Annotated in this window: 11 protein-coding genes; 3 read left to right on the forward strand and 8 right to left on the reverse strand. The window is 69.2% G+C overall.

Annotated features, from left to right (window positions below; translation table 11 throughout):
- Positions 1-34: 34 nt before the first annotated feature.
- The 7 genes from DB354_RS03900 to DB354_RS03930 form a co-directional block, all read right to left on the reverse strand.
- The gene (locus DB354_RS03900) at positions 35-1,858 is read right to left on the reverse strand and encodes a sialate O-acetylesterase (RefSeq protein WP_107834132.1); all 1,824 of its coding nucleotides are present in this window, start codon (positions 1,856-1,858) and stop codon (positions 35-37) included.
- A gap of 1 nt (position 1,859) precedes the next feature.
- Entirely contained in the window at positions 1,860-2,450 is a 591-nt protein-coding gene (locus tag DB354_RS03905) for a hypothetical protein (RefSeq protein WP_107834133.1), read from the reverse strand.
- Positions 2,447-4,927 carry an MFS transporter gene (locus tag DB354_RS03910; protein WP_107834134.1) on the reverse strand — a complete coding sequence of 827 codons (2,481 nt, stop codon included), beginning with the start codon at positions 4,925-4,927 and terminating at the stop codon, positions 2,447-2,449. Before DB354_RS03910 ends, DB354_RS03905 begins: the two co-directional genes overlap by 4 nt.
- Positions 4,924-7,944, reverse strand: a complete 3,021-nt coding sequence (locus DB354_RS03915; RefSeq protein ID WP_107834135.1) for an alpha-mannosidase — start codon at positions 7,942-7,944, stop codon at positions 4,924-4,926. Before DB354_RS03915 ends, DB354_RS03910 begins: the two co-directional genes overlap by 4 nt.
- 88 nt (positions 7,945-8,032) lie before the next feature.
- Complete coding sequence (locus DB354_RS03920) at positions 8,033-10,318, reverse strand: cellulase family glycosylhydrolase (protein ID WP_107834136.1); 2,286 nt, start codon at positions 10,316-10,318, stop codon at positions 8,033-8,035.
- Between the two features lie 89 nt (positions 10,319-10,407).
- Positions 10,408-11,556 carry a cellulase family glycosylhydrolase gene (locus DB354_RS03925; protein WP_107834353.1) on the reverse strand — a complete coding sequence of 383 codons (1,149 nt, stop codon included), beginning with the start codon at positions 11,554-11,556 and terminating at the stop codon, positions 10,408-10,410.
- Positions 11,557-11,612: 56 nt separating this feature from the next.
- Positions 11,613-14,108: a TonB-dependent receptor plug domain-containing protein gene (locus DB354_RS03930; protein WP_158277357.1), complete on the reverse strand. Its 2,496-nt coding sequence runs from the start codon at positions 14,106-14,108 to the stop codon at positions 11,613-11,615.
- Between the two features lie 188 nt (positions 14,109-14,296).
- On the opposite strand from DB354_RS03930, the gene DB354_RS03935 reads away from it, so the two are divergent.
- Positions 14,297-15,331 (forward strand): LacI family DNA-binding transcriptional regulator, encoded by a 1,035-nt coding sequence (locus DB354_RS03935; protein ID WP_158277358.1) that lies wholly within the window; start codon positions 14,297-14,299, stop codon positions 15,329-15,331.
- Here DB354_RS03935 and DB354_RS03940 read toward each other — a convergent pair.
- Complete coding sequence (locus DB354_RS03940; RefSeq protein WP_107834139.1) at positions 15,255-17,081, reverse strand: FAD-dependent oxidoreductase; 1,827 nt, start codon at positions 17,079-17,081, stop codon at positions 15,255-15,257. The two genes, DB354_RS03935 and DB354_RS03940, sit on opposite strands and share 77 nt — an antisense overlap.
- A 186-nt stretch (positions 17,082-17,267) precedes the next feature.
- Between DB354_RS03940 and DB354_RS03945 the strand changes: the two genes are divergently transcribed.
- A complete protein-coding gene (locus tag DB354_RS03945; RefSeq protein WP_233256546.1) occupies positions 17,268-17,666 on the forward strand; it encodes a (deoxy)nucleoside triphosphate pyrophosphohydrolase in 399 nt (132 codons plus the stop codon).
- A gap of 200 nt (positions 17,667-17,866) precedes the next feature.
- Positions 17,867-18,565, forward strand: coding sequence for a hypothetical protein (locus tag DB354_RS03950; RefSeq protein ID WP_107834141.1), 699 nt, complete (start codon positions 17,867-17,869; stop codon positions 18,563-18,565).
- Positions 18,566-18,589 lie beyond the last annotated feature (24 nt).

Raw genomic sequence — 18,589 nt, forward strand, 5'->3', positions numbered from 1 at the left:
CTGGCGCGGCGCTAAGGTCCGCGCCCCACTCTGCTCAATCCTGCAACGGCAGCCGAAAGCTGCCCACGGGCAGCGCGGCGGAGTTCTCGAGCGTGGCGACGGGATTGTCCTGCCAGGCGTACCGAAGTGAGACCGGCGCCGCCACGGCGGGCGACGACACGCGCACGCCATCGGGCGCGCATAGCTCGGTGGTGGCGGCGTGCCAGACGCCGTCGGCGCCAGCGAGCTCGAAACCTTGCGGCGCGCCACCCTCGCGCGTGCGGAGGCCCGTGCCCACCGCGGAGAATCGCACCCATGCGATGCTCCGCTCGAGGCCTTGGGCCATGGGCGCCGGGCTCACCACCGGCTCCTCGGCGCGGCCGTACACGGTCGCGAGAGCCCAGCGCGCGAGGCGCTCGGCGACGGGGCGCTTCTCGACCGGGTGAATGTTGTCCGCCTCGCCCACGTCGAGCGCCACGACCAGCCCGGTGCGCGGCACCGTTGCCACCACCTGGCGCTGTGCGTCACGCAGCTCCGCCCAGTCACTCTTGCCCGGCTGGGAGCGGCGTGGCCCGTAGTTGGCCAATTGCACGATGCCAAAGGGCAACGCGGGATCGCGCCACAGCGTGCGCCACGTGGCGATCAGCTGCTCGAGCCGCGCCGGGTACTCGGCGGCGCGGGCGACATCACTCTCGCCCTGATACCAAAGCACGCCGCGCACCGGAATTCCGGCCAAGGGATGTATCATCCCGTGGAACAGCACCGAGGCCGGCAGCCGACGCGCCGGCGCGCGCCAGGCCAGCGCCCGCTCAACTCGCGCCCGCCACACCCCGTCGAGCGTGAGCGGGACACTGTCGGCCGACCCAGACCGCAGCGTCACGCCACCGACGATCCCGCCATTGCCCCAGTGATCGAAAACCCGGATCGCGATCGTCACCGTGCCGCTGCCGGTTACCGAGGCCGGCACCTGATAAACGCGGCGGGCGGCGTAGGCGTTCGGGATGTCCGAGCCGAGACCGCCCACCTTGACGCCGTTCACGTACGTCTCGTCGAAGTCGTCGCACGCCCCGATCTCCAGCACCAGCGGCTGCGCCTGCCACGCGGGCGGCAGCGCCACGGTCCGGCGATACCAGACCGCTCCATTGTGACACCAACCCTGGTCCTGCCAGTAGCCGGGAACCGGCAGCTCCGGCCACGCCGCGTCGTCGAGCGCCGGACTCTCCCACCCGCTCGCGACCGCGCCGCGCGCCTCATACGCGTACGGCGTGAACGCCACGGCCGTGGTTTCCGCCGCGCCAGAAGCCGCCAGCGCTCCGGCACTCTCCGTCGGCGGCAACCAGGCGGCGATTTCACTGCCGCCGTACGCCGCGACGATCAGGCCGACCGGACGTCCGGTCGCTGCCCGAAGCCGCCGCGCAAAATAGTACGCTACCGCGGAAAAATCGCGGCGATGCTCGCGGGTCGCTGGCCGCCACGTCCCGGTGACCTCGCTCGCGGGCGTGTCGTGCGGCACCCGGCCCACGGTGAACACGCGCAGCGCCGGATCGTCGGCGTCGGTCTCCGCCTCCGGATGGCCGAGCATGCCGAGTGTCCACTCCATGTTCGATTGTCCCGACGCCAGCCATACCTCACCGGCGAGCAGGCCGGATCGGCGCGCCTCGTCCTCACCGCTGCGCACGACCAGCTCGTGAGGACCACCCGGCGGGACTGGCGACAGCTCCGCGCGCCAGCCGCCGCCGCGGTCAGCCACAACACTCGCGTGCTGGCCGGCCAGGGTCAGCGTGACGGTAGCGTCGGGGCCTGCGGTGCCGCGGAGCACCAAGGGACGTTCGCAAGGCAGCACGGCGTGGTCGCCGAGCCAGGACGGCAGCGTGAGCATGTTATTTCTGGCGCTCGCCGGATGCCCCGGCAGCGGGCCCAATCAACGGCAGATCGATCGGACGGCCGGCCCAGTAGAGCAGGACGCCGCCGATGACCGCGCCGCCCAGGCCGGCGAGGATCAGGACGGCGGGCGCGAGCCAGGTGCTGATGACGAGTGGGAAGATCGCGTGCGAAGGCTGCGCCGGATCGTAGCAAACCAGCACGGTGGTCGGCAGCCCGTCGGCATCGGTCAGGGGAAAGAGCGGCTTGAGCTGGCTGCCAACCGAGCCGCGTAGTTCGACCGTGGCGCCGCTGCGGGTGCGGAGTCGAAACTCGTTCCAGAAAACGAAGCTCCGGTCGCGGATTTCCAGTTCGCCCTGCAATGCGTGATCCTCGGTGAAAACGCGCGGAGCAACGCCCGGTTTCTCCTTCACGACGCGCACCACCTCGGCGCGGGCCCGCTCGCCCGTCAGGAGCACCCGCAGCGGCGTCCAGATCTGCGTGACGCCGAATCCGAAGACCAGGAGCGAGCCGACGAACATGAGCTGCTTGGGCAGCCGGTAGCCGGGGGTATACGTGGCCGGCGCCGGGGATGATGGGGTTGGGTTCATGATGTCTCCGCCTCCTCCACGCCCCGCTTGCGAATGACGCCGCGTCGTTCGAGGCGGCAGAAGTACAAGGTGAGGGCGATGCCGATCACCGCCACGAGGAACACCCAGAGATAGCCGCTCATGTAGTCGAAACGCATCGGGACATATGCGCTCGCGAGGAATGGGTGGACGACGGTGAGCCGCTGGGCGGCGGCGGCTTTCTCGACGCGGTCGACAAAGGCGCGGGCCCGGCCCAGCCGCTGCGCCTCGGCGGCGTTGCCCAACAGCTGAGCGAGACGGCGCGCGACGGCATCGACGGCGGTGACCTGCGTGGCACCGTCATCGAACAACGCCGTGACCGCCAGCCGGCGAGCGTCGGGTTCGGCGGTGACCCTCACGTGCGGGGTCTCCTCGGCCACGCGGAGCGCGCGGGCGAGGGCCTCGAGCCGCCGCGCGGGATCTGGCTCGTGCCCGAACCAGGAGAGCACGGTGTTCACGACCCGGGTGACCGGGGAAACGTAAGTCGAGACCGGCTCCTCCACGACCGCCAGTTCGAGCCGGAACGCGCTCGTCTCCTCGAAACCGAGCCACGGATCACCCTCGCCGATCAGCTCGGGTGTGCGCGCGCGGGCGGCCCGGACGACGACCTCCTGGAGCCGCCGGGCGGCGGCCTCGGCATCACCCTCAACCAGCGCGCTGGCGGCGATCCCGTAGCCGGAAGCGCGCTTGAGCGGCCGCAGGTCGAGAAGGGGAAACGCCAGCCGCACCTCCTGCGCGAGACGCTCGAGCGTGACGCGCTCCGGGCGTTCGCGCGCGGCGAGTTCGACCACGACGGCGGGTTTCACGGCGACACCGGTGATCTGCTCGCCCTCGGCGATCAGGCGATCGCCGAGCCGGCTCGCGACCTGTTCGCGCCAGGCCTCCGCGCGCTTGGCCAGTTCTTCATCAATATGGGCGATCTCGGTCGCCAGGGCACCGACGGCTTGTTCGGCAGCCGCCACTTCGGCAGCGGAACCCGTGGGGCGACGCCGCAGCGTCGCGAGGTCCGTGGCGCGGCGCGCACGCTCGCGTTCCTTGTCCTTGCGCGTGTCAGCGAGCGCAGCACTCGCCTTGTCCTGCAGGCGGATCTCCCAGGTGCGGCTCTGGTTGGGCACCACGCCGTCGGCCTGCCACGCCTGCGCGTTGACGGCCTTGATGGGAGCGGGCTGGGCATCGGAGGGCCGCGTCCAGGGCGATGCGCGCAGCTCGGCCACGAGGGCCGAGGCCGAAGTTTCTTCGCGCAGCACGACGCGCGTCATCTCGCCGGCGGGTGGCTGGAAGAGGACGGCGTACGCCCAAACGAAAAGGCCCACGCCGTTGAGCGTGATGAGCTGGGTCCCGCGCGTGGCGATCTGCGCGCCGGCGGCGAACGTGCCCATCTTGTTGCGGCGAACATAGTCGTAGATGAGCGGGGTGTAGACGAGCGACAGCAGGAGGCTGAGGATCGAGAGCACCTCGCCGAACGCGATGATCTCGATCAGCGACGGCCGTTTGTCGGGCAGGACAAAATTGACGTAGCAGAAATAGAAGACGTTCCAGCCGAGGATGAGCCAGATGAAGAGCTTGAACGCGCGCATACGCGGCAGCCGGTCGGCGAGGAACGTGAGCGCGCCGATGATGAAGACATTGAGCACGCCGCCGATGGCGACGTTCATCCCCATCTCCTGCTTCGTGTAGTTCCACTGCTCGGTGTAGAGGAGCGTGCTGAGGAAGGGGCCGAAGCCGGAGAAGAAGTTGAGCAGGCCGAAGCTGAGCACGAGCAGGTACACCGGCCAAAGCTCGCGGTCGAGGAGCCCGCGAACGAAGTTGCCGAGCGACAGCTTCTGCCCGACGAGCGGGCTCTTCTGGTCGAGCTCGCGGATGCCGAGCGTGATGAGCAGAAGCATCACCAGCAGGAGGAGCGCAGCCGACCAATAGATCATCTCCTCGCCGTGCAGCGGGATGCCGGCGAAGAACCGCACATCGTCGAACCGCCCCAGCATGACCGAGTAGAACACGACCGTGGCGAGATTCTGGCACCAGTACATCGCCCCGGTGGCGCGGCCGCGCTCGTGGGGCGGCACGACCTCCTGCTTCAGCGGGTCGCGCGGCGCGGAGAGTCCATCGCCGAGGTGATAGAGCACATACGCCGCGACGAGCCATCCGAAGCTGGTGGCCAGCGGCATCGCCACCAGCGCGACGATCATGCAGGTGGACGCGGTCACGACGAAGGGCTTGCGCCGGCCGAAACGCGTCCAGATCCGGTCCGACAGGAAGCTCGAGAGTGGCGCGATGACGATGGCGAGCAGCCCCGGCAGGCTGAGGATGAACGTGAGCCCGGCCGGGTTATCGACGAACTTCTTCAGCGAGAAGATGAACGCCGCGTTCACGACCGCGAAGTTGAAGGCGAACGACGCCCACGGCAGGATCATGAACCCGATCCAGCGCGGAGGGATCTGGGGTTTGCAGGTAACAATCATGCCGGGGAGCCGGAGGAGACCGGCGGATTCGGGCGGAAGCGCAAGCTGACAATCTGGTTGGGCCGGTACGCGATGCGTCCTTCGCTAAGCGGCGGGCCAAGCGGCACGTCCCGCAAATTGACCGGCTCAACCGTCCAGCCGGGGGCAACGTCGAGCTCCGCCACCCCGCGGCGGCCGAGTAGCTCGTGCAGCCGCAGCGTCCACGTACCATCGGCGCCGGGTTTCGCCCAGCACGGCCAAAGCGAGTCGCTTTTGACGCCGCGGAGCGCGGCGGCAAAGGGCCGGCCCCGATAAGGCACCGGCGGCGTGAACAGGAGATCGGCCAGCGCGGCCGGCTGTTCCTCAAGGGGCAACTCCGGCCGGATCACGCCCAACGCGAGGTCGATGCGGTGGGCGCCGAGGTCGGTGTAGGGACGCTCGACGACGTGGCGGCTGAGTCCGGTCGGGTACGCGGGACGGTGCCCCTCGTAGCCGACGAGCACCGGGCTGCGTACGAGGGAGAGACCGACGTCGCCCGACCGGCAGCTGACGCCGTACTTCGACTCGGTGACGATGAAGAAGCCCTCGCGTTCCCCGGCGTCGGTCAGCGCCACGTGGCGACTCACCGGCATCTCCCACATGGCCTCGGCCTGGGGCATGCCCGGCAGCTGGGAACGCAGGATCGTGCCGAAAGGCGCGCCGCAGCGCACGGATTCCCCCGCGTAGGCGGTGGGGAAATGCAGTTTGAGAAGCGTCTCCGCCTCGTGCCAGTCGAGCGTGATGCGCAGGCGCAGGACACTCTCGCCCGGCACCAAGGCGTAGCGGAGTTCGATCCGGCTCCCCTGCCCAATCGCGCGCTGCACCACGATGGCATCGGGTTCGGCGCGGACCGTCGCGGGCGTCGCCACGGGCGTCGCCAGCGCGAGCGTGTGCCGGTCAATGTCCCAAGCATCGAACGCCGACGGTTTGTCGGCGTAGGTGACGAGCCGGCCCGCGACGCCGGCGAAGGCGACGGGACGGCCTTCCACGACGAGTTCCGCGAGGTGGCCATCGGCGTCGACCCGCGCCGCGACGCGTCCGTTGCCCAGGACGCCATCGCGGACGGTGACGGCGGCAGGAGCGTCCAAAGCGGGCGCGGAGAGCGCGACGCCGCCGAGCGGCGGCAAGGCCAGGAGCCGTCCCTCATGGAGGACGGTACGGGCGACCGGCAGCGGGTTGAAGAGGCAGTCGGAGCCGGCGGCGTCGGTGAGCACGGCGGTGGTCGCGGTCTGCTGCGCTCCGGTGAGCGCGGCGAGTTCCGGCAGGATCTCGGCGTACACGTCCGGGACTGAACTGCCGGGGAGGCAGTCATGGAACTGGGCGAAGACCGCGCGCCGCCAGGCGGCGGCGAGATCTTCGGGCAGCGAGCCGGCGCCGCGCGCCACGAGGGCGGCCTCGCGGGCCTGCAGCGCGCGTTCGAGGGCGCGGTAGGTGGATTTGATGGCGGCCTGGGTGGTGTACGTGCCGCGGTGATACTCGAGATAGCACTCGCCCTGATACACCGGGAGTTGCGGGCGCAGCGCGGCGAGCCGGGCGAAGAACGCCTCGGGGTGATCCCAGTGCGGGGCGGGCAGCCCGCGCAGCGCGCTGAAGCGGCGGACGCGTTCACACATTTCCTCGGTGGGGCCACCCCCGCCGTCGCCGTAGCCGGTGGGCTGGAGGAACTCGGGATGGACGTCGGACTGGGCGTGGCCCTCCGCGCCGGCGCGCAGTTCGTCGATCTGCATCGCGCAGGAGTAGCCGGTCTCCTGGGTGACGTGGGTGAGTACCTCGCTACCGTCGGTGCCGCGCCAGACAAAGCTGGAGAATGGGAATCGGTTCACCGCGCTCCACGTGAGCTTGGTGGTGAAGAAACTCTCGACGCCGGACAACCGCATGATCTGCGGGAGGCACCCGCTGTAGCCGAAGACGTCGGGCAGCCACGCAAGCTTCGTCGGCGCGCCGCGGAGCGCCGCGAACGCCGCCTGGCCCAAGGTGAAACTGCGCGCCAGCGCCTCGCCGCAGGCGAGGAGCGTGTCGCTCTCAACGTAGAGCGCCCCAGTGGGCTGCCACTGGCCAGAATGGATGCGGCCACGGATGGCCTGGGCGAGCGTGGGCGCGCGGCGGGCCACCGCCTCGTAGCTGGCCGGCTGGGAATACGCGAAACGGAACTCCGGATACGCGTCCATCAATCGGTTGACGGAGGCGAGCGTGTGCACGGCCTTGGCCTCGCCCATGCGTTCGGGCCAGAGCCAGACCAGGTCGAGGTGGGCGTGGCCGGTGAGCGTGGCGCGGACGAGAGGCTGGTCGTCGCGCAGCTCGACGTAGGCGGCGGCGAGCGAGGCGCGCAGGCCCGGGACGTCGGCGGTGTCGAACGCATCAATCGCCTCGTTGAGCGCGCGCAGCAACCGGCGCAGGAGCACGGGCGCGCGCCAGAGCGTCGGCTGGAAACCAAACATGGAGAACCGCGCGGTGTCGGGCCGCTCGGCGAGCGCGAGATCGTAGAGGCACTTCAGGTCGTGATAAGCGGCCCACACCTCGTCGTCGCGTCGCAGCAGCGTGGCGCCGGTGAGGACGCTGCCGTGCGGGCTGAGACCCTTGGCGTCGGGATGCCAGAAGGCGGACTGGCAGCAGTAGCACTCGATCCACACCTCGCGCGCGGGACCAACCGGCAGCGGGGCGCGCCGGTGGGCAACGTCGAAGCCATAATGAGGCACGCCATCGACCCACAAGGTGGCCTCGCCCTCGTCGATCCACTGCAGGTAGGTCGACGCCGGCACCGTAGGCAGCGAGAGACGCGCCCAGCGTTGGTCGTACAGGCGACCCCAGACCTCACCTCGCACAGCCGGGCGGCGGGTCGCGTGCTGGATCCGGGCGAGTGGCTGATGCTCGACCGTGGGCTCCGTCACCTCGACCGCGAGCGCGCGGGGATCGCGCCAAAGACGCTCCTCGAGGCGGCGGAGGGCCGCGGCGACACGGGCGGGAATGAGTTGAGGGAACGGATGCGGCAGGTTGGGCATGGGCGGCGGACGTAGGTACGGCGGGCCGCGAGACCCGTCGTCCGGCCCTCCACACCGCGGACGCGGCGCGGAGGGCGAATAGCACGCGCTAGAGTCGTTTCTTCACGCTGAGGTCATCGAAGTACGAGTACCCGCCGGTGCGGTTCTCGTTCCAGAGATAGATGTGGAGCTTGGTAGCGCCCGCCGGGGCCACCTCTTCGGCGAGCCGCTGCACCCAGTCGCTGCCCGGCGGAACGATGCCGGCCAGCGAGTGCTGCAGGAGGATGGTGTCGGCGGAGTCGGTCCATTTCAGGAAGATCCGCACCCAGCCCGAAAGCGTCGCGTCGGTCTTGACCCAGCCCTCGAGCCGATAAGTCGCGCCGGCTTCGATTCCCGTGAGCACCTGGCGCCCGGCGCTGTTGGTGCCGGGCACCGAACGCAGGGCCAGGGCCCCGCCGTGGACCGGATCCGAAACGATCGTATGGGCGGTGTCGCTGGCCCAGTAGATGTCGCCGGCTTCCAGATTCCCGTTGCGCGAGAGCTCCGTCGAATAGGCGGCCGTGATGGTCAGCGGCTTGGCGGCGGAACGGGTGGGCGCGCCGAGCGAATCGTAGGCGATCGCGCGGATCTCGTGTGCTCCCGGCGTCGGAAAGCTGACCGCGAGCGAATACGGTGCGGTGTCGTCGACACCGAGGAGCTGGCCATCCGCGAGGAACTCGACGCTGCCCACCGCGCCGTCGGCGTCGGTGGCGTTCGCGACCAACGTGATAGAGGTGCCCGCCACGAACGAACTCGCGCCCGAGCTGGTATCGACCGTCACGGTCGGCGGGACGTTGTCGGGCGCCATGACGCCGATGTCATCGATCCAAACCTCGTGGGTGGAGCCGTCGCGTGGATAAACGTCGAACTTGACCCGCTCCAGCGGCGCGGTGCCGGTCACGGTGGCGTTGACGAACGCGGCGAGCGGGACCTCGTAGCGTTGCCAGGTGCCGTTGAGCGGCGCGAGGCTGTTGGTGCTCACCCAGTTTCCGCTGCCGCTGGTATTGCCGAGGGTGAACTGGAGGCTCGAGCCGGGCGTGCCCTTGGCGAAGAAGCGCAGGACGTGGCCCCGGGCAAAGTTCGGCGCGAGCTTGGCGCCGCCGTTCGTGTGGATGCCGATGCCCGCGTAGCCGCCGGTCGGGATCGTGTAGTTGAGGCGAATCGACTTGGCCGCGGAGCCCGGAACGTAGTCGGCGGTGGAAGCGAAGTCGGCGGTGAAGGTCGAGCCGGCGGAGTTGAACGGGTAGCAGTACCCGCCAGCCGCCGTGTTCCGATACCAGTAATAGGCCGGCCAATACAACGTGCCCGGGCCGGCGACATGGTCCCGCAGCACGCTCATCTGCGCAGATTCCGCATGGTCGGCGCGGCGGATATGGGCGTTGAGCGTGTAGTTGTCGGCCCAGCGCTCGCCGGCGGCCCAGTAGGTGCCACCGATGCCGTTGGCCGCCAGGTAGGTCATGAAGTTCTGCAGGGTGACGTTCCAGCGCGCATCGGTCCGCGGCACCCCAAACTCTCCGATGAAGCCGCGGACGTTGTTGGCCTGACACCAGTTCACAAACGGCGTCACCCGCTCCACCCCGATCGTGGCGGTGGCGCCCTCGCCGTCGTAGGTCTGGTCATATTTGCCGGAGTGGTTGTCGTCGAAGTACTGGTGAGCTTCGAAGACGAGGTTGTTGGCGGGATCGACGATCCCGATCAGGTCGGCGCTGTAGGTGTTCCAGTACCACGCATTGCTGAAGAACTCGCCGGGGATGAGGATCGTATGGGCCGCATCGACGCTACGGATGGCGTCCACTGCGACCTGGGCGGTATCCTTCCAGGTGTACTCCCCCTGGCCGTGCGGCTCGTTCATGATGCCGTAGGCCCACAGGCAGGCGCGGCCCTGGAAGTGCGTGGCCAGGCGCTGCCAGAGGTCGGCGTAGGCGGCGCGGGGCGCTTCGGCCGAGCCGATGACGTAGCTCGTGTCCGTCGTGGGCTCATAGCGGCGGCCGTAGTTGTGCAGATCGAGGATGACGCGCAGCCCGCGCTTGTCGGCCTGGTCGAGCACGCGGTCGAGCTCGGCGAGGTCCGGATCGTGCAACGGGACGTTGAGCGCACGCTGGATCCGCTCCCAGCGGAACGGCACCCGGATCAGCTGGAAGCCGCGGGCCTTGTAGTAGTCGATGTCCGCGTTCGTCGGATACGCGTAATCCGTGTAGAGCACGCCGGGCATCTTCGTCGGCGTGAGGTCGCCAAATTCGCCGCCGGCGGCATTGATGCCGAAGAGCTGGGATTCGCCCGCCTGGGTCGACGGCGGGGTGAGGCACAAGAGCGCAAGGGCCGCGAGAGCCCCGAGGGTAGGTTTGGACGTGGTCATGGGGTTTTGGGGGTTGACCGGGAAAAGGGGGAAACGACGGACACCCGCGGACGGCGGCAAAGCGGCCCGGAGCACGAGCGGCGGCAAGCTTAGCGCAGACGCTTAAGCTCAAAGTGGCGGCCCTGCAGGGCGGCCTTGGCGAACTCACCCCAGAAAGGCGTGGGCGTGAAGTTCCAGTCGGAGATCAGGACGGGGGTGGCGACGGGGTGGAACGAGAAGGCGGTCCAGTGGAGGTGGTGTTTCTGGATGAGCCCGAGAACGTCGGGCGCCCAGGTGTAGGGGTCCTCGTGGCGCTCGGGCGGAATGAAGGGCATGCGCTTCACGTCGCAGCCGACCTCGCCCACGAAGATCGGAAACTTCGCCGCGGCCACGAGCACCTTGCCCTGCCAGTCGGATTTCCACGGGTAGATGTGCGTCGAGTACATGATCCCGTGGCCGGTCTTGTCCTCGAGGGCATAGCCCTGGACGACGCCGCTGAGGTCGTAGGCCCAGTCGAGGCCGCCGGCGATGATCACGTTGCGCGCGCCGGTGGCGCGGATGGCGTTGACGACGGCCTGCATGCCCGGCGAGCGGAAGGAGCGGACGGCCTTGGCGCGGTCAGCGGCGGAGAGAAACGCGTCCTCATCGGCGGGCTTGGTCCGCTCGGTCACTTCGCCGCCGTTGCGCCAGACGTCCCAGGAGATGGAGTGCGGCTCGTTGAGCAGGTCGAAGAGCACCGCGGGGTGATTGCCGTAGAGCCGGGCCACTTTTTCCCAGAAGACGACGTGCTCCTCGCGCACCGCGCGGTAGAGGTGGAGATCGATGACGGTGTAAGCGCCGCGATTGGCCGCCAGGGTGATGACCGCATCGACCAACGCGCGGTAGGCGGCGCCGCCGTCAGTCTGGCCCTTGGCGCGACCGTCCCAGTAGTCGTCGCGCACCGACAGCCGGATGACGTTGGCCTTCCAATCGTCGAGGGCCACCTGGGTCGCGCGCAGGACGTTCTCGCCGCGCGGCGTCCATTCCAGGCTGACGACATGAATTCCCTGCAGCCACGCCGGCCGGCCGGAGGCGGTGAGCAACTGGGGCCCGGCGACGTGCAGCTGCTCGGGCCACGCGGAACGGCGGGGCGCCTCGACGGGAGGCGCGGGCAACTCGGGCGCGGGCGGCATGCCCGCCCGGCCGGGGAGCGCCGCGCCGACGAGGAGGGCGGCGAGCCCCAGCAGACGGAACGGACCGGGGGGCGGGAGGAAGGACATGGCCACGGGCGTTGGGGTGGGCCACGCCGTCGCGACGAGCGGCGCGGCCAATCCGGTTACAGCTTGAAACCGACGGTGAAACTGAAGGTGGCGGGCATCGTATAGTAGTACGGATCCGGGCCCATCTTGCCCAGCTCCGTGGGCCGGAAGCCGCGCCAGCGCTCGAGGCCGAGCACGTTGTACGCGTTGACGGCGAAGGTCGTCTGCCGGCCCCAGAGCTTGGTCTCGTAGCCGACCTTGAGGTCACCGGTGATGTCGTCGCGGGCGTAGAGGTTCTGGATGACCTTGCCCGGGGCGAGCACGTCGGTGCCGTCGGTGTTGAACGAGCCGCGGAACAGCCGGCCGCGGTAGCGCAGGCCCGCCACGACATCGAAGCCCTTCAGCATGCCCTGGGTGAAACGGTATTTGGTGATCAAGGACGCCTGGTGCTTCACGGACCCGGAGAGCGGGCGGCCGTTGTAGTTGGCCGTGTTGTTGTTAGTGTCCCGCACGGCGTAGGCATCGAGGTACGAATAGCCGACCATCGTCTGCCACGCATTGTTGTGCGTGTAGACCGCCTCGATTTCGAAGCCCTTGTTCATGGCCTCGCCGACCGCGACGTTGGCGCCCTTGTTCTGGCCGGGCAGGTCGGGGTTGTAGCGCGGATCGTTCGGACCGCTGATCGGCTGATGGTTGCCGTTCGCGTCGAGGTAGAAGGAGTCCTCACGGGGGGCGTTCGGGTCGTTCACGATGCGGCCGAGCTCCTTGATGCGGAAGGCGGAGATCGTGGCGGTCAGCCGGCCGGCCCACGGGTCGAGCTTCACGCCCACCTCGTCGCCATCGCCCCGCTCGGGGGCAAACGGACGGCCGAAGCCGTCCCGAAGGCCGGTGTTCGGGTTGAGCGACTTGGAAGTCTGGGCAAAGAAGCCGGCCCACGGGGCGGGGCGAACCATCACGCCCAGGAGCGGGCTGTTGGCTTGGGCATCGGTCGTGACGCCGCTGATCGCGCCCGGGCCGGCGGCCGTGGTCGACTGGGACCAACGCGCCTGCTGGAAGAGCGTGCGGGTGACGCCGCCGGTGAGCAGGAGGCGATCCGCGAGGAAGGCGCCCTGATAGGAAACGAAGCCGAGGTCGAAGTCGCTGTCCTCATGGGCGAAGCCGGAGCGGCGCACCTCGCCGACGAACGCGCCGGGCCCGCGGGCGATGCCGGCGGGGTCGCTGAGGGAAATGAAGTGGTTCACCTGGGTGTTGGTGCCGGCGACGTATTCGCGGGAGACGGGGTTCTCGTAGTTTTCCTCCTGGCGCTGGACGCCCGCGACGAGCTTGTGGGTGGTCTCGCCGACCCACGGCAACTTCAGGGCCTTGTGGTAGGACAGCGTGACGGCGTAGCTGTCGATCTCGTTGGCGTTGTCGGAGTCGACGTAGACGCGGACCAGCCGGAGCTGCGGCGCGCCCTGGAGTGTGGAGCCGAAGCCGACGACGCCATGGTGGCGGCGCTGGCGCTCGAACTGGGCGTTGAGGGAGAGGTCGTCGGTGAGGCGCTGCGTGACGGTGAACGCGGCCTTGCGGGCGCGGTTGTAGACCTTCTGCACCTCGCCCACGAAGCTGGCGCTCTCGGTGTAGGCGGGGAGGCCGACCAAGGCGGTGATCTTGGCGACCGGGTCATCGGGGCCGGTGGGGCGAACGTAGAACGGCACCTGCGACCGCGGATAGCCCGGGGCGGAGAACACCGGCAGGTTGAACGGGGCGGGCGATTCGCGATCGGTGATCTCGAACTCGGCGGTGACCTGGGTGTTCTTGAACGGCCGATATGAGATCGAGGGGTTGAATGCGCGCTCCCAGCTCTGGGTGAAATCGGAGAACGCCTCGGTGTCGGTGTAGCTGCCGATGAGCCGGATCCCGAGCTGGTTGTTGAGCAGCTGGCCCGCGTTGACGTCGAGGGTGGTGCGGGTGCGGTGATAGGAGCCGACCGTGAAGGAGCCGCTGACCTCGTTCTTGCCGAAGACGGGCTTCTTGGTGAGGAAGTTCACCACGCCGCCGGGCTTGGTGATGCCGTACAGCACGGAGGCGGGACCCTTGATGATCTCGATGCGCTGGGTGGCCGCGGAGGAGGGCGGCTCGTAGGCGCGGAAGCCGTTGCGGAGATTGAAGTACGTGCCCGTGCCGCGGATCTGGATCTGCGACTGCCAGGAGTTGATGCCGCCGATCTGGGCATCGAGCGTGGCCCCGCCATGCTGGACGATGAGTGACGGCGAGTACTCGAGGACGTCGGTCGCATTGACCGCGCTCAGGTCGCGCAGGAAGTCCTCGGTGATCACCGACATGTTGACCGGCAGGTCACGCAGCGCGGTGTTGGTCTTCGTGGCGGAGAGCGCGCTGCCCGCGAGATAGCCGCGATCGCTCGAGGTGCTGACGGTGAACTCCTCGAGCCGGACGACGTTCTCGTCGGCGGCGTCGGCCACGGGCGCCGGCGGCGAGGCCTGGGCCAGCAGGCCGAGGGGCAGCGCCAAGGCGGGCAGCACAGCGCGCAGCGCGCGCCGGCCGGATAGGAAACGGGGAAGGAAGACGGTCATTTTGGGGACAGGTTGAGAGGGCATCGCCCGCGGGCCCAACGGCCGGTGATTCCTCCGCTGCACCGGCGCCGCGGCAGGGAAAGGAACACCCGGCCGTCGAGCCCGGGAACATGATGCGCGCGTACTCAACGCGGCGGACCTGGAGACGCGAACTCGACAAGACTAACGCCGTTAAGTTTGATGGCCGCGTGCCCACGCCCGTCACCCTGCAGCAGCTGGCCGACCGGTTGAAACTCTCCCGCGCGGCGGTGTCGTTTGCGCTGCGCAACCAGCCCGGCGTGTCCGACGCGGTGCGCCAGCGGGTGCAGGCGCTGGCGAAGACGCTCGGGTACCGGATGAACCCGCTGGTGGCGGCGCACATGGCGCACATCCGCTCGGGCCGCACGCCGCGATACCGGGCGACCGTGGCCTTCGTGCTGTTCTGGCGGCCCGATCGCAGTGACAAGCTGCACCAGCTGTATCGCAGCGGGATGGAGACGCGGGCGCAGGAGCTGGGCTACCGGATCGAGGAGTTTGTCGTTGGCCCCGAGCTGAGCGTCGCCCGGCTGGCCGCGATCCTGCGCAGCCGCGGGATCAACGGTGCGGTAATCGGGCCGCTGCTCGCACCCGGCGCCTTCGCCGAGTTCGCGTGGGAGAAATTTGCGACGGTCACCATCGGCTATTCGCTGCGCGAGCCGGAGACCCACCGGGCGAGTTTCGACCACTTCGGCGGGATGGGAAAGCTACTCGAGGAACTCGCCCGGCGCGGCTACCGCCGGCCCGGGCTGGTGCTGCCGACCGACGACGATGAGCGCGTGATGCACCTGAGCGTGGCCCGGTTTCTCGCGTGGCAGCATCTCGAAAGCACGGCGCGGCCCGTGCCCCCGCTGCTGGCGCCGACACTCACGCCGGAAACGATCGTACGGTGGGCGCGGCGGCACCGGCCGGACGTGGTGATCAGCCCGCGGCACGCGGTGCGCACCGCGCTCGAGCAGGGCGGCTACTCGATTCCCGACGAGATCGGCTTTGCCACGAACTGCTGGCTGCCCTCCCACCCCGCGTGCTCCGGCATCGACCAGAACCCGCGGGCGCTTGGCGCCGCGGCGGTCGAGCTGCTCGTCACGCAATTGCAGCGCAACGAGCTCGGGATCCCGGTCGACCCGCAGCTTACCTTGCTGCAGGGACGCTGGATTGAAGGTGCGACAGTTCGCCCCACAACTGGTGCAGCGCGGCCGCGCGGGTGAGCATCGCAAATGGCGCGAACGGCGTCGGTGGTAGCGCGAGCGCCTCGCGCCACGCCGCCAGTTCCTCCGAGCGCACGACGTCGTCCGGCCGCGCCTCCCATTCCGGAAGCAGGCCGCGCAGCCCGAGCAGTTGGACGGCCTCATAGTGCGGATGGCCGGGGCGGACGTCGGCAAAATGGAGCAGCACAGCGCCGTGGCGCAGGAGGTCCCGTTGCACGGCTCCGACATCGACCTCCCGAGGGGCAACTCCCGCGCGTCGCGCCAGCGCCGCGGCCGTGCCCGCGGCTTCGCCCAGCGCCATCCAGCACGGCTCCATCCGCAAGGTGCTGTAGCCCACGTGGCTCGCCGAGGCCGCCACCGGCACCAGCAGGCCGTCGACGCCCTGCGGCAGGATGACGCGGTACGGCACGGTGTAGGGAGCGGAAGGCGCGCTGAAAAAGCCGTCGAGGTGCACGCGGCCCGGCTCGCGCTTGCGCACCGCGTGCGAATCCAGCGCGTAGTGGCTCGCCGTCACGCTGTCGGCGTGCACCGGCGGGCGTCCGCCTTCCTGCGCCGGCATCGCGTCCTGCGCGGTGAAAACGTGTTCCCCAAGGATCCGCCGCGCCTCGCGCACATAAACCTGGCGCGGAAAATTTCCGTTATCCTGATACTCGTCCGCCGCGAGGCCCCACGCGGCGCAGGCGGCGCGAAAATCCGTCGGCAGTTCGGGGTCATGCTGGCAGAACCAGAGCAGGCCGAGGGTGTAGTCGCGCAGGCGGGCGGCAAAGGCGTCGCGCCACGCCCAGTCGGCGGTCGGCCAGGGCCAGTTTTCCTCGGGCAGGTCGGTGGAGACGAACGCCGCGTGCTGGTTGTTGGCGTCGAACTTGCCGTTGGGGAGCGGCTCGAGATTTACGACGCGGCCGAGGCCGGACCACTCACGCTCGGGCCGCGGAGCCCCGGGCAGGCCGGTGGCGCGGTCGAGCTGCAGGTCGGCGACGAGTGAGGCGTACTCGTCGCGCTGGTACGACGCGGGCCGCTCGATCGGGCGGCGGTTGGCGGGGTCGCGGGTCAACGCGACGCGGAAATTGTACGCCTGAACCGCTTCGTCCGCCTCACCGGTCGAACCGTCGGCCACCGGACCCTCCCAGTATTTGTAGAGCCGGCCGGCGAGCGCCTCGCGGTGCTGGCACACCCCCTCCCGGCCGAGCCGGAACGGGGCACCGCAGGCAGCCGCGAGATCGCCCTCATAGGTCGCGTCCACAAACGCACGGGCCGGCACGGTGAAGCGTCGGCCCGTGCGGCGCTCCGTGACCACCACCGCGGTGAGCACCCGACCGGCGAGCACCACGGCGTCAGGCGCCACGTCAAACTGCACCCCGGTGACGATGATGACGTTGGGGTGCTCGGCCACCATCGCCTGGAGCACGGTTTCGGCAACGTGCGGCTCGAAGTGATGTCCCTCCCGGCAGTCGCGAACCTGGGCGGAATCGGGGCCGAAGCGGGCGACGTAATGCGCACGAATGCGGCGCAGAAACTCGGCAAACAGCCCGCCGGTGGCCCCGCGCGTCCCGATGTCGGTGGCCCCGAGGCCATTGGCCGGCAGCCCGCCGAGATGCGCGGACCGCTCGAAGACGACGGCGGAGCCGCCCAGGCGGGCGGCGGCGATCGCGGCCATGAGTCCGGCCGGCGTCGCGCCGATCACCACCAGATCAGGATACGGGTGGCGCGTCAGCACGGACTCGAGGGAAGGGAAAGCAGACGAAGAGGGCATGGGAAGGCCGGGGCCGGCGCGGCGGCCGGGGTGGAACGCGGGGAGCGGCAGCCTCCCGCGTGCGCACGAAGAGGCCGGCGGACGCGCGGATTGGCCAACGCTTCGCGACTGACGCCGTTAAGTGCGGGGCAGGACTGACACGGCGAAACCTCGACGCACGGCGGCGCCGTCGTGATGCTCGCCGCCATGTCGACTCCACCGCTGCCCGTCGTGTGTGCCCTCATCGAGGATGGGGCGGGCCGTGTGCTCGTGGCGCAGCGGCCCGCGCACAAGCACCTCGGGCTGAAGTGGGAGTTCGCCGGGGGCAAGGTCGAGCCGGGCGAGGCGCCCGAGGCCGCGCTCGTCCGCGAGATCCGCGAAGAGCTGGGCTGCACGATCGTGCTGCGCGCTCCCCTCCCCCGCTACACGCACGACTATGGCACGGTCGTGATCGAGATGATCCCATTCCGGTGCGCGCTCGGCCCGGGCTCACCCGCGCCGCAGGCGCACGAGCATGTTGCGCTGCGCTGGGTAACCCCCGCGGAGCTGCCCGCACTCGACCTCGCCCCCGCCGACCGCCCGCTGCTGGCGAAGCTGGGTGGGTGAGGGGATTGGCTCTCTTTCTCTTACTCTTACTCTTACTCGTTCTCTTACTCTACTGATTTGATATGAATAGATATATATAAATATAGATTTACAATAGTATATATTGTATTTAGAGAACGAGTAAGAGTAAGAGTAAGAGTTTTGGGGGCCGAGCACTCGCGGGTTGATCTCCGCGGCGGGGATTGGCGGAATCGGCGGCCATGGCCGGTGAACTCCCCTCTCATGTTGTCAGCGCGATCAGCTTCGTGGGCCGAAGCGGTGGCGCGATCAAGCTGCTGGGCGGGTTTCGCAAGCCGCAGCACTCGGTGCCGGATGCGGCCAATGCGGCAACGAACGCGTTCCTCGCCAGGATCTGCGCCGGGGAGCTCGGGGAACAGGCCGAGCAGCTCTTTCAGGACGTCCGCGCCGCGCTCGCGTACAAGCGGAAGGACGTCTCGCTCAGCGTCACGAGCCCGGTGGCGACGCTGGCGGCGAAGGACTTCGCCGTGGAGCTCGCGTACGCGGTGGACGAGGCGAACCCGGCCCACTACCGCGTCACGACGACCCTGCGCGACCTGCACGACGTCGACTTGGCGCGAAGCGAGCCGTTTGCGCGGGTGTTCGCGGGGCGGTTCTCCGAGATCGAGTTCATGTTCGCCAAGGCGGCGCGAGTGGAGGCGGTTATCGACGCGATCGAGGCGTTGGACGGTGAGAACGGGATCGCGGTCGACTACCCGTCGGATTACCGGGACTGCACGATTCGCGTGGAGGGCGTGGACGCCCAGGTGCGGTGCAGCGGCGTGGCGCTGGAAGTGATTTTTCCCCGGGGCGGGGCCCCGGCGGAGCTGATCGATGCGTTCGCCACAGTGCGGGACGCTTTCCAGATCAGCAAAGTCCTCAGCGGGCTCATCGGCGGGTAACCGGCGTCTGCCGGAGTGACGAGT

Origin of the sequence: Opitutus sp. ER46, from assembly GCF_003054705.1 — a bacterium.
Taxonomy (GTDB): domain Bacteria; phylum Verrucomicrobiota; class Verrucomicrobiia; order Opitutales; family Opitutaceae; genus ER46.